Consider the following 14073-nt stretch of genomic DNA (forward strand, 5'->3'; position numbering starts at 1 on the left):
AATCTCCCGATAATCCCACAGCTTCGAGCGGCATGACCTAGGAGCCCGCCCATGATCGAGAAGACCGAGCTCAATTCCGGCTGGACGCTCTCCTGTAACGATACAGCAAGACCCGGCCTGCCGGCTGCCATTCCCGCGACAGTGCCGGGCTGCGTGCATCTCGACCTTCTCGCCAACCGGCTGATCCCCGATCCCTATATCGACGTCAACGAGATCACCAACGATTGGATCGGCAAGACCGACTGGACCTATCGCTGCAGCTTCGAGGCGATGCCAGACGATGGCAGGGTGCAGGAACTGGTCTTCGACGGGCTCGATACGATCGCGGTGATATCCCTCAACGGCGAAGAGATCGGCCGTACCTTCAACATGCACCGTACCTATCGTTTCGATGTTTCCCGGCTGCTGAAGGCTGGCCAGAACGAACTCACCATCACCTTCCGTTCGGCTTATGCCTATGGCGCGGAGATGGAAAAACATTACGGCTACCGTCCCAACAACTATCCGGGGCCGGGCAATCTGATGCGCAAGATGGCCTGCAACTTCGGCTGGGATTGGGGGCCGACCCTGGTGACGGCGGGTGTCTGGAAGCCCGTCCGGCTGGAAAGCTGGGATCGGGCGCGGCTTGCCGAAACGCGGGTGTCGGCGACACTTGCCGGCGGCGACGGACTGGTGAAGGTCCATGCCAGGCTGGCCCGGCAGGGCGACACGACGCCGTTGAGGCTCATCGCCGAAATTGGCGGCGTAACCAAGACGGTAGCGATCGCCGCCGGCGAAGACGAGGTTTCCTTCGCGCTTGCCCTCCCCTCGCCGCAGCTCTGGTGGCCGCACCATCTCGGCGCGCAGCCGCTTTATCCGCTGACGCTCCGGCTGATCGGCGAGGCCCGCGACGATCTGCTCGACAGCTATCAGCGCGAACTCGGTTTTCGCTCGCTGCGGCTCGATACCGCAGCCGACGACCACGGCTCGGCCTTCACCTTCGTCATCAACGACGTGCCGCTCTTCATCTGCGGGGCGAACTGGATTCCGGACGATTGTTTTCCCCCGCGGGTGACGGCTGAGCGTTATGCCGCTCGGATCGAGGAGGCAAAGGCCGCCAATATCCACATGCTGCGCGTCTGGGGCGGCGGCATTTTCGAGGCCGACGAATTCTATGAGGCCTGCGACCGCGCCGGCATGCTGGTCTGGCAGGATTTCCTCTTTGCCTGCGCCGCCTATCCGGAGGAGGAGCCGCTCAGAAGCGAGGTCGAGGCGGAGGTGCGCGACAATGTCGTGCGGCTGATGCCGCATGCCTCGCTGGTCCTCTGGAACGGCAATAACGAGAATATCTGGGGCTTCGACGAATGGGGCTGGCGGCCGATCATCAAGGCGGGCGAAAGCTGGGGCCTCGGTTATTATCTCGACCTGCTGCCGAAACTCTGCGTCGAACTCGATCCGGACCGGCCCTATTATCCCGGCAGCCCCTATTCCGGCTCGATGGAAATCGAACCCAATGCCGACGGCCATGGCTGCAAACATATCTGGGACGTGTGGAACGATGTCGGCTACGAGGTCTACCGCAATTATATCCCACGCTTCTGCTCCGAATTCGGCTGGCAGGCGCCGGCCACATGGGCGACGATCGAAGAGAGCGTGCATGATGCGCCGCTGACGCCGCAATCGAACGGCGTCTTCCACCATCAGAAGGCGACTGAGGGCAATGACAAGCTGATCCGCGGCCTGTCCGGCCATCTGCCCGAGCCAAGGACGATGGACGACTGGCATTTCGCCACCCAGCTCAACCAGGCGCGCGCCATCCGCTTCGGCGTCGAACACATGCGCTCGCATCGGGATATCTGCAAGGGTGCGGTGGTTTGGCAGTTCAATGATTGCTGGCCGGTGACTTCGTGGGCCGCGCTTGATTCGGCCGGGCGCCGCAAGCCGCTCTGGTATGCGCTGAAGGCAGCCTATGATCCGCGCCTGCTGACGATCCAGACGCGCGGCGGCGGGCTTGCGGCGGTGGCCGTCAATGAACGGACGCTGTTCTGGCGGGCGAAGATCAGCGGCAAACGCATGAAGCTCGACGGCACCGTGCTTGCCGAATTCGAATTCTGGCGCCTGCTCTGCGACCGTTTCGAAGCAAAGGAACTTCCGCTGCCCGAGGATATCGTCACCCCCGGCTTACCGAAGGACGAGCTCATCGTCGTGCAGATGCTGGACAGGCGGGCCTTCCATTATTTCGTCGAGGATATCGAGCTTGCCTTGCCGACACCGCGGCTGACGGTCGATGTCGTCGGGATCGACGGCGGGTATGCGATCAAGGTGACGGCGCAAAATTTCCTCAAGGATCTCTGCCTGATGGCGGATCGACTGCATCCGGATGCCGTTGTCGATTCGATGCTGGTGACGCTGCTGCCGGGCGAGAGCCATGTCTTTGCGGTTAAGACGGCAAAGACGATGAGGGCCGATGACATTACCATCGGCACCGTGCTGCGCTCGGCCAACGATCTCGTCGCCAAACACTAAAAAGGCCCCGCATCCGCGGGGCCCTTCCAGCTCGGCCTATCGGACGACGTTACATCCAGTAAGGCGGCACGCCGTAGTAATCATAGACCCGGCGGCCATTGTCGTTGTACCAGGTGTCGTCATCGTCCGAATAGCTTGGGGCGCCTTCGATCTGCTCCTTGGTCAGGTCGATGCGATAGCCATCCAGCTGGGTGTCGTAGTTCAGCTTTTCCCAGGGAAGCGGATAATGGTCGTGACCGATGCCCAGGAAGCCGCCGAAGCTCAGCACGGCATAGGCGACACGGCCGTCGAGCTTTCCGATGATCAGCCGTTCGATCGAGCCGATATGCCTGCCATCAGGCCCATAGACACGGGTGCCTTCGACGCGGTCGCTGGCGATCAGCGAGTGCGTGACCTTGACATTCGGGTCACGGCGGGTGGCGTCAGTATCCTGGTTCAACATTGTGCACCTCCTTTTGGTGTTTCCTCATGGTGAGTATGCAAGATCAACGTCATGGCGGACTCAAAGTTCCCCATCCTTTCCATGATCGTGCGCGGGCCGAATGTTGACGTTTACGTCAAGGTTAGTATAGCTTCATTCGGCTTGAACCATTCAGGCAATCGCATAAGCTGCCGGACTGGAAGATGGAGGATCTTTCCGGTTATCTGCCGAATGATGTCGGCGCGGCGGCCACAGGGGAGAGAGACAGATGAACAGCATTTCCGTCCATCCAAACGGCGCCAGGCCGGACAAGCCCTGGCTTGCCGCCTATCCCGATATTGTTCCGGCAGAGATTCCGCCGCTGGAATATGCCTCGCTTGCCGAACTGCTGGAAAAATCCTGCGCCCGTTACGCCGACCGGACCGCCTTTTCCAGCATGGGCAAGGAGATGCGCTACCGCGAACTGGAGAGCCAGACGCGCAAGGTCGCCGCCTGGCTGCAGAGCACCGGCCTTCAGAAGGGCGACCGCGTCGCCGTGATGATGCCGAACGTGCTGCAGAACCCGATCGCCACCTATGCCATCCTGCGCGCCGGCCTCGTCGTCGTGAACGTCAACCCGCTCTATACGCCGCGCGAACTCGAACACCAGCTGAAGGATTCCGGCGCCAAAGCGATCTTCGTGCTGGAGAATTTCGCCCGCACGGTGGAGCAGGTTCTCAACAAGACCGACCTTCGCCATGTCGTCGTCACCTCGCTCGGGGAAATGCTCGGGCCGAAGGGGCTGATCGTCAATTTCGTCGTGCGCAAGGTGAAGAAGCTCGTTCCCTCCTGGTCGATCCCTCAGCACAAGAGCTTCGGCCAGGTGCTCCGCGAAGGTGCCGGAAAAAAGCTCCAGCCGGTCACGCTGACAGGCAGCGACATCGCCTTCCTGCAATATACCGGCGGCACGACGGGCGTAGCCAAGGGCGCGGTGCTGACGCATCAGAACCTGCTCGCCAACAAGGTGCAGCTGTCGCTCTGGCTTCGATCCGCCTTCGAGCGCAAGAAAGAGCCGGAGGTGCTGAATTTCCTCTGCGCCCTGCCGCTCTACCACATCTTCGCGCTGACGGTGAATTCGCTGATGGGCATGTCGCTCGGCGCCCACAATATCCTGATCGCCAATCCGCGCGACATTCCCGGTCTCGTCAAGGAATTCGAAAAGTCGAAGGTCCATATCTTCCCCGGCCTCAACACGCTGTTCAATGCGCTGATGAACAATGCCGATTTCGCCAAGCTCGACTTCTCCTCGCTGATCATGTCGCTCGGCGGCGGCATGGCTGTGCAGCGCCCGGTCGCTGATCGCTGGCTGAAGATGACAGGCACGGCAGTGACGGAAGGCTACGGCCTTTCCGAGACATCGCCGGTTGCCACCGCCAACCGCTTCGATTCGGCTGAGTTCACCGGCACGATCGGCCTGCCGCTTCCCTCCACCGACCTCGATATCCGCGACGAGGTCGGCAATTCGCTGCCGCTCGGCGACGTCGGCGAGATCTGCATTCGCGGACCGCAGGTGATGGCCGGCTACTGGCAGAAGCCTGAGGAGACGGCGCGGGTGATGACCGATGATGGCTACTTCCGTTCGGGCGACATGGGCTTCATGGACGACCGCGGCTATACCAAGATCGTCGACCGCAAGAAGGACATGATCCTCGTCTCCGGCTTCAACGTCTATCCGAACGAGATCGAGGAAGTCGCCGCCATGCATGCCGGCATCCTCGAGGCCGCAGCCATCGGCGTGCCGGACGGACATTCGGGCGAGGCGGTAAAACTCTTCGTGGTCAGGAAGGATCCGAACCTGACGGAAGCCGAGGTCAAAGCCCACTGCATCGCCAACCTCACCAACTACAAGCGGCCGCGCTTCATCGAGTTCCGCACCGAGCTGCCGAAGTCGCCTGTTGGTAAGATCCTGCGCAAGGACCTGCGTGGCTGAATTTGACGAATTGAAAGTGTTACAGCGTCCTTTGCGCGTCTTTCGGACGCGCGGCGCTGTAATGAAATTAAAGCCATCCGCTTGCCGCGGGTGGCTTTTTTCCATTTCGGCAGGTGGCTGAACTTGATTTGCGGGTGATAAAGCGAATAGTTTCCGCAACCTTTCCGCCTCCAAAGGAGCCTCCCATGAACGCCATCGTCGAACAGCTGAAAAGCACCGCTGATGCCACCAAGGCGACCGATATCCGGGCCGCCTTCGCCGCCGATTCGCAGCGCTTTTCGCGCTTTTCCGTCTCGCTTGACGACCTGTTGATGGATTTTTCCAAGACGGCGGTGAATGACGACATCCTCAAGCTCTTGGTGAAGCTCGCCGAAGACGGCGGCGTCGAGAAGAAGCGCGAGGAAATGTTCTCCGGCAAGGCGATCAATTTCACCGAGGACCGCGCCGTTCTGCACACCGCGCTGCGCAACCGCTCCAACACGCCGGTTCTGGTCGACGGCAAGGACGTCATGCCCGACGTCAATGCCGTGCTTGCCGCCATGGGCAAGTTTGCCGACGACGTCCGCTCCGGCACGCTGAAGGGCGCCACCGGCAAGGCGATCACCGATGTCGTCAATATCGGCATCGGCGGCTCGGATCTCGGCCCTGTCATGGCGACGCTGGCGCTTGCCCCCTTCCATGACGGTCCGCGCGCGCATTTCGTCTCCAATATCGACGGCGCCCATATCGCCGACATCCTGAAGCTGGTGCAGCCGGAAACGACGCTGTTCATCGTCGCCTCGAAGACCTTCACGACGGTGGAGACGATGACCAATGCGCAGACGGCGCGCAACTTCATCGCCAAGGCGCTCGGCGAAGCCGCCGTGCAGCACCACTTCGCCGCCGTCTCGACGGCACTCGACAAGGTCGCCGCCTTCGGCATCGACCGCGCCCGCGTCTTCGGCTTCTGGGACTGGGTCGGCGGCCGCTACTCGATCTGGTCGGCGATCGGCCTGCCGCTGATGATCGCCGTCGGGCCGGAGAATTTCGGCAAGTTCCTCGACGGCGCGCATGCCGTCGACAATCATTTCCGTAAGGCGCCGGTTACCGAGAACCTGCCGATGCTGCTTGGCCTGATCGGCTTCTACCATCGCAATGTGCTGGGCTACCCCACCCGCGCCATCCTGCCCTACGACCAGCGCCTGTCGCGCTTCCCGGCCTATCTGCAGCAGCTCGACATGGAATCGAACGGCAAGGGCGTCACCATTGACGGCACGCCGGTCGAAGGTAATTCCGGCCCTGTCGTCTGGGGCGAGCCCGGCACCAACGGCCAGCACGCCTTCTACCAGCTCATCCATCAGGGCACGAGCATCATCCCGGCCGAATTCATGATCGCCGCCAACGCCTTCGAGCCGGAGCTGCGCCACCAGCACCAGCTGCTGATCTCCAACGTGCTTGCCCAGTCGGAAGCACTGATGAAGGGACGCAGTTTCGAAGAAGCCAAGAAGCAGCTGACCGACAAGGGCATGGACGACAAAAAGGCCGATTTCATCGCGCCGCACCGCGTCTTCACCGGCAACCGGCCGTCGATCACCTTCGTCTACGACAAGCTGACCCCTTACGCGCTCGGCCGCCTGATCGCGCTCTACGAACACCGCGTCTTCGTCGAAGGCGTGCTCTTCCGCATCAATTCCTTCGACCAGTGGGGCGTCGAGCTCGGCAAGGAACTGGCGACGGGCCTGCTGCCTGTCGTCGAAGGCAAGGAGAGTGCCGCATCGCATGATTCGTCGACGCAGGGCCTGGTTGCGGCGCTGGCGAAGCTTGCGAAGTAACCGTTCAAGATTTGCCCCTCACCTAACCCTCTTCCCGCGCGCCGGGAGAGGGGACGTGCCCCGCGAGACGTCAATGGGAATCGAGAGGCCGCGGCATTGTTCCTTCGCCCCGTTTACGGGCTGAAGGTGGCGGCAGCCGGATGAGAGGCGGACGCTGGCTTAATCGTAAAGACCGATCTCGCGCGCCCAGGGCGGATCGGCACAGTCACCAGCACTTTCAGATGCGTCGACGCGCCTCAACCCTCGCCTTGGCACGACCGTGTGCGGGAGCTTGATTGCCGAAGCCAGGCCGAGCCTTGCCAGCAGCCGGATGAAATACCAACCGAGATCCAGTTGCCCCGGCTCGATGCCGAGCCGCGCCGATTCCGGGAAAGCGTGATGGTTGCCGTGGAAGCTCTCGCCAAAGGTCACCAGCCCGAAACGCGGCAGGTTATAGCCCTGCACCGCGACATCATCGACGCTCCAGCCCTGATGGCCGTCTCGATGCGCGAAATGGCCGACCAGCCAGTGTCCGGTCAGCGACACGGATATCCGCACGGCAATACCCCAGACCACCCAAGGCAGCCCGCCGAGCGCAAAGAGCACGAGCCCCAAGGGAACCTGCTGCGCCATCCATGTCGCCTCCAAGAAGCGATAGAAGCGGTCGCGCCGCTCACGCTCGTCAAGGGCGAAACGTGGCGGATGATCCAGCGCCACGATGCAATGCATCTGCCAGAAGGCATCGATGAAGAAAGGCCGCCGATGGGCGTAGAGGTCATGGCAGTCTCGCTGCCGTTGCGCCCAGTCGCGAATGTCGTGCGCATAGATCATGCCGAAGGGGCCGGCCATGCCGACCAGCGTACCGAGATAGACGAGAAAGTGCTCGATCCAGATATGGGTGCTGAATGAGCGGTGGATCAACAGCCGGTGCATGCCGACAGAATGACCAAGGCAGATCGTGATGGCGGTCAGGAGGATAAAGACGGTAAAGGCGCTCCAGGTAAAGGTCAGTGTCCCACCCACGATGGCAACCAAGGTCATGGCGGTGATCCAGATCGACTTTGCGGGCATCCAGACCACTCTGCCCCTCACCGGATCGCTTTCGTTGTCGATCATGCGTCCAGTGGAAATACTGCTCATGGCAAACTCCCTCCCATTGGGCGCATTTCCACTTGAACATCGCCCATCAATTCATTAATTAAGCAATTACCTAATTACTTTGCACGAATGGAATCAATTAAGCAATACATTAATTGCTTAATTGATTAACGCATCGATGCGATGATGCCGCAGGCACGGAGACCGGACTTGGACGAAGAGACTTTCGATGACGCTGTAGAAGGCAGCTCCGTCAGCGCCGCCCAGCGGGTATTCCACGCGCTGTCCAGTGCGCCACGCCGGAAGATCCTCGCCTATCTCTCAGCGTCGGGCCTGACCGCTGGCGAGATCGCTGACCGCTTCAGCATGTCCAAGCCAGCCGTTTCGCAGCATCTTTCTATCCTCGAAGCTGCGGGGCTGATCAGACGAGAGAAACAGGGCCAGTTCGTCCACTACTCCCTGATCGAGAACAATCTCGTCAATACGCTCAACGGCTTCGTGCAGGAGGTCTGCCCGGTCGGTCGGCCGATCAAGAAGGAAAGCAAGGCGCGCGCGCGTACGAAAGAATTGCCTTGAGCGCAGGATGCCAAGACGATGCCGGCGCGGTCGAAGCCCGCATGGGTGTTCATCTTGTGTTGGGCAGACCGGCTTCGCCGGCGTTGCGGCAACCCCTTCGCCCCGTTTACGGGGAGAAGGTGCCGGCAGGCGGATGAGGGGCGAAGCTGGGCGTAAGCCTTAAAGCCCAATCTCACGTGCCCAGGGCGGGTTGGCGCCGGCGCGGGAGACGGTGACGGCGGCGGCTTTGGCGCCGAGGGTCAGGGCGTTGCGCAGCGCCTTTTCGTCAAGATTGGCGACCTGAGGCTTGGTCAGCAGATTATCCATCTTCAGCGACGCGAGGATGCCGGCATCGAAAGTATCACCGGCGCCGACCGTGTCGACGACGGTGACCCGTTCGCTGGGGACCGTCACCTTGCGCTCCTTGGTATAACCGGAGGCGCCTTCCGCGCCCTTGGTGATGACGACGAGCTTGGCGCCGTGGTTCAGCCAGTGGGCGGCGAGCGCATCATGGTCGCCTTCCAAGCCGAACCATTCGAGGTCCTCGTCGGAGAATTTGACGATGTCAGATTTAGCGGCCATGCGCTTGATGCGGGCCATATGCGCCGGCTTGTCCTTGATGAAACCCGGACGAATATTCGGATCGAGCGAGATGACGCGGCGAGCGGCTTCGCGGTCGAGAAGCGCCTCGTAGGTTTCGCCGCAGGGGCTCGGGATCAGGCTGATTGCGCCGAAATGCAGCGCCTCGCAATCGTCACCGAGAACAGGCAGGTCGGCCGTGGTGATCATGCGGCCGGCGGTGCCTTCGTCGTAGAAGGCATAGGTCGCCTGGCCGTTCACCAGCTTGACGAAGGCGATGGTCGAGGGACGTGGCGTAATGGCGCATGGGCTGTAATCGACATTGCTCGCCTTCAGCGTCTCCAGCAGGATTTCGCCCATCATGTCATCGGCGATGCCGGTGAAGAAGGCGGTGGGGATGCCGAGGCGGCCGAGCGCGATTGCGGTGTTGAAGATCGCGCCGCCGGCATAGGGCGCGAAGCCCTTTTCGCCCAGGGTCGTGTCCCTCGGCAGCATGTCGATCAAGGCTTCGCCGCAGCACAAAATCATCGTATTCCTCCCAACAGCATCTATACGTTCATCAACCGATTAAGCGAGCTTTTGTCAACTGGCTAGAGCGAAAGCTCACTAACCCCACCATTCCTTCCCGACCAGGCCAGCGGCGCATCGAGGAAGGCCTCGACTTCCGACAGCGTCTTGTCGTCGAAGAGCTTCTGCTCCTTGGCGACGGCGAGAACATTCCGCCAGGTGGCGATGTGATGCAGCCTGACCTTGCCGTCGGCAAAGCGCTGTTCACCGAATATGCCGTAGAAGAACAGCGCGATGCCATGATCGACGACGCCGCCGGCGGCACGGACCGCATCGATGAACTTGAACATGCTGCCGCCCGCTGTCGTCAGGTCTTCGATGACGAGCACGCGCGACCCTTCCGGCATGTTGCCTTCGATCTGGGCATTGCGGCCATGGCCCTTCGGCTGCTTGCGGACATAGATCATCGGCAGGCCGAGACGATCTGCCAGCAGGGCGGCGAAGGGGATGCCGGCGGTCTCGCCGCCGGCGATGCAATCGAACTGCTCGAAACCGGCATCGCGCAGCAGGGTGCTGGCCGCGAAATCCATCACCGTCGAGCGGATGCGCGGGAAGGAGAGCAGCTTGCGGCAATCGATATAGACCGGGCTCGCCATCCCGGAGGAGAGTTTATAGGGCTGCGCGGCATTGAAATGCACCGCCTTGATCTCCCAGAGCATCTTGGCCAACAATTCGGCCATCACGGCGCGGTCGGGAAATGTGGTCTGGATCATGCGGCTCTCCTTCGGCTTGGATCCTTGCGGGAATAGCAGCAACAGCCCGACGTTTCCAGACGAAAGGCGCGCTCATGACAGCAGCAGGCGGCCGATATCGGCGATCTGCATCTTCTTGAACAAGGCAATCGCCTGAGCGCCCTCCTCCGCATCTAGCGAAACGGCATAACGTACGCCGGCGGCAAGCAGCTGCATCGTCAGCCGGGCGATCGCCAAGAGCTCCTTGCGGTCGCGATCCGGCCATAGACGGATAAGCACGGCGAGAAATGCCTGGGCATGAAATTCCATGTCCTCGGCATCGACCTGCTGCAGCAGCTTGTCGGTATGGGTCGCATGCCAGATGTCGCGCATGACGGGCTCGCGGCGGAAGAAGGCATAATATTCATCGGCGATATTGGCGAGCGCGCGCTGCAGGGCCGCAGCGTCGGTCACCTTCGCCAGTTCCTCTTCGACGCACCGCCTGCCCTGCTCGTTGAAGCGCTCGGCCAATGTGCGGATGATCGAGGTCTTGTCGGGGAAATATTGGTAGAGGGCGCCGAAGGAAAGACCGGCCTTTTCGACGATCTCGCTCATCTTCAAGCCATCGCTGCCGTGGCTTTCGATCAGTTGCGAGGCAACCGCGAGGATCTTTTCGAAGCGCTCGCGGCCGCGCTGCTGGCTGGGGATGCGGCGCGGCTGGCCGGTAGACTCCTGCTGGCGCCTGCGCGTTGCGACCGGCTGTTCCGACATGATCTCTCCTTTTCCACGTTGACAAACAAAATAAGAGAGATTATCTCATTTTGCAAATGAGAGAGTTTCTCTTGTTTGCAAAATATGGAAGGAGTTTTGACATGCAGACGTCCGAAATCGTCCTCGTCGGTGGATCGGGAAAGACCGGCGGCCGCATCATCAGGCGTCTGGAAGCGCGCGGCCTGACCGTCCGCGCGGCATCACGCTCCAGCGCCCGTCCCTTCGACTGGGAGGACAGGTCGACCTGGCGCGGCGCACTTCAGGGCGCATCGAGCGCCTATGTCGCCTTCCAGCCGGACCTTGCCGTCGCCTGGGCGGCGGAGGCGATCGAAGCGCTCGCCAAGGTCGCCGTGGAATGCGGCCTTGAGCATATCGTACTGCTCTCCGGCCGCGGCGAAGAGAGCGCGCAGCGAAGCGAAGCGGCGCTGACCGCTTCCGGCATCGATACCACCATCCTGCGCGCCTCCTGGTTCTGCCAGAACTTCAGCGAGGGCGCCTTTGTCGAGCAGATCATTGGCGGCCGGCTGCAATTGCCGGCGGGCGAGATCGGTGAACCTTTCATCGATACCGACGACATCGCCGATGCCGCCGTCGCCGCCTTGACCGACCCGCGCCACCGCAACCAGACCTACGAGTTGACCGGCCCTCGGGCGCTGACCTTCCGGCAGGCGGTCGGCGAAATCGCCGCGGCCGCTGGGCGGCCGATCGAATATCAGCAGGTCTCGATGGCGGATTTCACCGGCGGGCTTGCGGCTGCCGGCCTGCCGCATGGCCTGATCGATCTTCTGGAGGAGCTCTTCGGCCAGGTGCTCGATGGGCGCAATTCCAATGTGATGGGCGGCGTCACCGAAATTCTTGGCCGCCCCGCCACCGATTTCAGCGAATATGCCCGCCAAACCGCGGCAACCGGAATATGGAGCGCCTGACTATGCAGATCATTCTCATCCTCTCCCTCGCGGCGGCGGCGATCGGCAGCGGCCTTGTCGCCGGCATCTTCTTCGCCTTCTCGACCTTCATCATGACCGCCTTCTCGCGGATTCCGGCAGAGCAAGGCATCGCGGCGATGAACTCGATCAACGTGACGATCGTCCGCTCGCCCTTCATGGGCCTCTTCGTGCCGACGGCGATCCTCTGCATCGTCATCGCCGTGCTCGCCCTGATCGACTGGCGCGGCGGGGCATCTTTTCTGATGCTGGGCGGAGCAGCCCTCTATGTCTTTGCCTCTTTCGTCTCGACCATCGTCTTCAACGTGCCGATGAACGATGCACTGGCGAAGGTCGGCGGCAATGGGCCGGAAGCGGTTCAGCTCTGGACCAGCTATGTCAGGGACTGGACATGGTGGAACCATGTGCGGACCATCGCCTCGCTGCTCGCCTCGGTCGCCTTCGTGCGGGCGCTGATGATCGTTTGAATGATTGCTTCCCGACGATCCGACGCCCCCGTCAGGAATCGGGTGGTTGGTTCGGGGCCGGCGTGTGAACATGAGCCGATTGCCGCGAAAGGACCGCCATGTTCACACTTCACGATTATCTGCCGTCGCAAAATGGCTGGAAGGTCAGGGTTTTGCTCGGCCTGCTCGACATACCCTACCGCAGTCGTATCGTCTCGATCTTCGAGGGCGAGAGCCGCACCGAGGCGTTCCTGAAACTCAATCCGGTGGGCGCCATTCCGGTCCTCGAACTCGACGACGGGCGTCCGATCGCCGAATCCAATGCGATCCTCACTTTTCTCGCCGAGGACACGCGCTTCCTGCCGTCAGACCACTATCTGCGCGCCAAGGTGATGCAATGGCTGTTCTTCGAACAGTATCATGTCGAGCCGGTCATCGGCTCGCTGCGCTTCTGGACATTGACGGGACGGCTGGAGCGTAGCCAGAGCATGGTTGCGGGCAAGCGCGAAGCCGCAACCCGCGCCCTCGCCGCCATCGATCGCGGCCTGACCGACAGCCCATTTCTTGTCGGCCAGGAGCTGACGATCGCCGATATCGCCGTTTACGCCTATAGCCACCGGGCCGAGGATTGCGGGTTTTCTCTTGCGGCCTATCCCGCCTTCGTCGCCTGGTCTGACCGCGTTGGAGATGCCATCGGGGCCGATTATCCAGTCTATCCCTATAGCATCGACCCGCACTCCAATGCCGGCGCGATGCCCTAGACTACGTCTGCTCGCAGAAGACGATGCGGTTGCTGAAGGGGTCGATGACGGTCATCTCCAGCCCCCACGGCTCTTCCTCGACACCGGGCTTCATGTAGCGGTAGTCCTTGCCTGAGAGTTCGGCGTGATAGGCCTGGACATTGGCGACGCGGACGAATGCCTTGGCGCCGGGGCTGGCGTCGCCGGAATGTTCGCTCAGGTGCAGCGCCATGCCGTCACGCGAAACCTGGCAATAGAGCGGAAAATTTTCGCCGAAACGGTGCTCCCAATCGAGACGGAAGCCCAGGAAGCCGCAATAGAATTCCATGGCTTTTTCGACCGAGAAGATGCGGAAGATCGGCATTGGCGGCTCGATGCCGATGACCGAGCGGGAGGCGCCCGCCTCCTCTATCTTGGCCGAGAGAATATTCCATTGATCGAGCCCGAACTGCCGGGCAACGATTTCGAGCGTTTCGCTGTGGGTGAGCGAAATGTCGCGGTCGGCCAGGGCCTGCCGCAATGTTTTTGCCATGAGCTTGGCATCGCGAAAATCGCGCATGAAGTCATCCTTCCGTTGACGGCAAACAGGAAGATCAGTGCCCGCGTCTGCTGACCCGTTCGCCATCGATCGCCTAACGGCAAGGATGTGAAGGATGTTGTCTGGATGCATTCACCATAACGCCAGAGCGTCAAACTCGAGCGTCGCGGGGCGGCTGGCCGCATCCGGCCGAAGGCGATAGTATGAGAGGATCGATCGGCGATCAAGACGCGGTGCGCGCTGCCTCGACGGGAACGGCCTGCAGATGGCCGGCAAGCTCGACACGGTTGCGGCCGGCGCGCTTGGCGACATAGAGCGCCTTGTCGGCGGCACTCAGCATGGCGTCGAAATCCTGTGGCTTCGAGCGGCCGGGCGCGACGCCGACGCTGACCGTGCATGTCAGCACCTCGTCATCGATATGGATCTCGCGCGCCTCGAAAGCCCGGCGGATGCGCTCGGCCGTCAGTTCCGCCCGGCCG

At 61.7% G+C, this 14073-nt stretch carries 14 protein-coding genes; 7 read left to right on the plus strand and 7 right to left on the minus strand.

Features of this window, described 5'->3' with window-relative positions; genetic code table 11:
• Positions 1 to 51: 51 nt before the first annotated feature.
• Positions 52 to 2505: a glycoside hydrolase family 2 protein gene (locus MOV76_RS23295; RefSeq protein WP_247265378.1), complete on the plus strand. Its 2454-nt coding sequence runs from the start codon at positions 52 to 54 to the stop codon at positions 2503 to 2505.
• Between the two features lie 49 nt (positions 2506 to 2554).
• Here the strand turns inward: MOV76_RS23295 and MOV76_RS23300 are convergent, their stop codons facing one another.
• Positions 2555 to 2947 carry a PRC-barrel domain-containing protein gene (locus MOV76_RS23300; protein ID WP_018244602.1) on the minus strand — a complete coding sequence of 131 codons (393 nt, stop codon included), beginning with the start codon at positions 2945 to 2947 and terminating at the stop codon, positions 2555 to 2557.
• 247 nt (positions 2948 to 3194) lie between these two features.
• On the opposite strand from MOV76_RS23300, the gene MOV76_RS23305 reads away from it, so the two are divergent.
• Together MOV76_RS23305 and pgi are read left to right on the plus strand one after the other, a co-directional pair.
• Positions 3195 to 4895, plus strand: a complete 1701-nt coding sequence (locus MOV76_RS23305; RefSeq protein ID WP_247265379.1) for a long-chain fatty acid--CoA ligase — start codon at positions 3195 to 3197, stop codon at positions 4893 to 4895.
• Positions 4896 to 5080: 185 nt separating this feature from the next.
• Positions 5081 to 6706, plus strand: a complete 1626-nt coding sequence (pgi, locus tag MOV76_RS23310) for a glucose-6-phosphate isomerase (RefSeq protein WP_247265380.1) — start codon at positions 5081 to 5083, stop codon at positions 6704 to 6706.
• Between the two features lie 159 nt (positions 6707 to 6865).
• On the opposite strand, the gene MOV76_RS23315 is transcribed toward pgi, so the two are convergent.
• Positions 6866 to 7825 carry an acyl-CoA desaturase gene (locus tag MOV76_RS23315; protein ID WP_247265381.1) on the minus strand — a complete coding sequence of 320 codons (960 nt, stop codon included), beginning with the start codon at positions 7823 to 7825 and terminating at the stop codon, positions 6866 to 6868.
• Positions 7826 to 7993: 168 nt separating this feature from the next.
• On the opposite strand from MOV76_RS23315, the gene MOV76_RS23320 reads away from it, so the two are divergent.
• A complete protein-coding gene (locus tag MOV76_RS23320) occupies positions 7994 to 8359 on the plus strand; it encodes a metalloregulator ArsR/SmtB family transcription factor (protein ID WP_027681917.1) in 366 nt (121 codons plus the stop codon).
• A gap of 159 nt (positions 8360 to 8518) precedes the next feature.
• Here the strand turns inward: MOV76_RS23320 and MOV76_RS23325 are convergent, their stop codons facing one another.
• From MOV76_RS23325 to MOV76_RS23335, 3 genes are all read right to left on the minus strand, one after another.
• Entirely contained in the window at positions 8519 to 9445 is a 927-nt protein-coding gene (locus tag MOV76_RS23325) for a carbohydrate kinase (protein ID WP_247265382.1), read from the minus strand.
• A gap of 62 nt (positions 9446 to 9507) precedes the next feature.
• Entirely contained in the window at positions 9508 to 10197 is a 690-nt protein-coding gene (locus MOV76_RS23330; RefSeq protein ID WP_028731601.1) for an orotate phosphoribosyltransferase, read from the minus strand.
• Between the two features lie 72 nt (positions 10198 to 10269).
• The gene (locus MOV76_RS23335) at positions 10270 to 10926 is read right to left on the minus strand and encodes a TetR/AcrR family transcriptional regulator (protein WP_018244597.1); all 657 of its coding nucleotides are present in this window, start codon (positions 10924 to 10926) and stop codon (positions 10270 to 10272) included.
• A 101-nt stretch (positions 10927 to 11027) separates the two neighbouring features.
• Here MOV76_RS23335 and MOV76_RS23340 point away from each other — a divergent pair, with 101 nt between their 5' ends.
• The 3 genes from MOV76_RS23340 to MOV76_RS23350 all read left to right on the plus strand — a co-directional run bounded on the left by MOV76_RS23340 (position 11028) and on the right by MOV76_RS23350 (position 13077).
• Positions 11028 to 11852, plus strand: a complete 825-nt coding sequence (locus MOV76_RS23340) for an NmrA family NAD(P)-binding protein (RefSeq protein WP_130651642.1) — start codon at positions 11028 to 11030, stop codon at positions 11850 to 11852.
• Positions 11840 to 12337 (plus strand): DUF1772 domain-containing protein, encoded by a 498-nt coding sequence (locus tag MOV76_RS23345; protein ID WP_018244595.1) that lies wholly within the window; start codon positions 11840 to 11842, stop codon positions 12335 to 12337. The genes MOV76_RS23340 and MOV76_RS23345 overlap by 13 nt, the downstream gene beginning before the upstream one ends.
• Positions 12338 to 12435: 98 nt before the next feature.
• On the plus strand, positions 12436 to 13077 hold the full coding sequence (locus tag MOV76_RS23350) for a glutathione S-transferase family protein (protein ID WP_018244594.1): 642 nt from the start codon (positions 12436 to 12438) through the stop codon (positions 13075 to 13077).
• Position 13078: 1 nt separating this feature from the next.
• On the opposite strand, the gene MOV76_RS23355 is transcribed toward MOV76_RS23350, so the two are convergent.
• Both MOV76_RS23355 and MOV76_RS23360 read right to left on the minus strand, forming a co-directional pair.
• A complete protein-coding gene (locus MOV76_RS23355) occupies positions 13079 to 13615 on the minus strand; it encodes a glyoxalase superfamily protein (RefSeq protein WP_018244593.1) in 537 nt (178 codons plus the stop codon).
• A 202-nt stretch (positions 13616 to 13817) separates the two neighbouring features.
• Positions 13818 to 14073: diguanylate cyclase (locus MOV76_RS23360; RefSeq protein ID WP_247265383.1), on the minus strand; the 256-nt coding region annotated here is incomplete at its 5' end.

This window comes from Rhizobium sp. PRIMUS64 (assembly GCF_023006465.1).
Lineage (GTDB): Bacteria > Pseudomonadota > Alphaproteobacteria > Rhizobiales > Rhizobiaceae > Rhizobium > Rhizobium leguminosarum.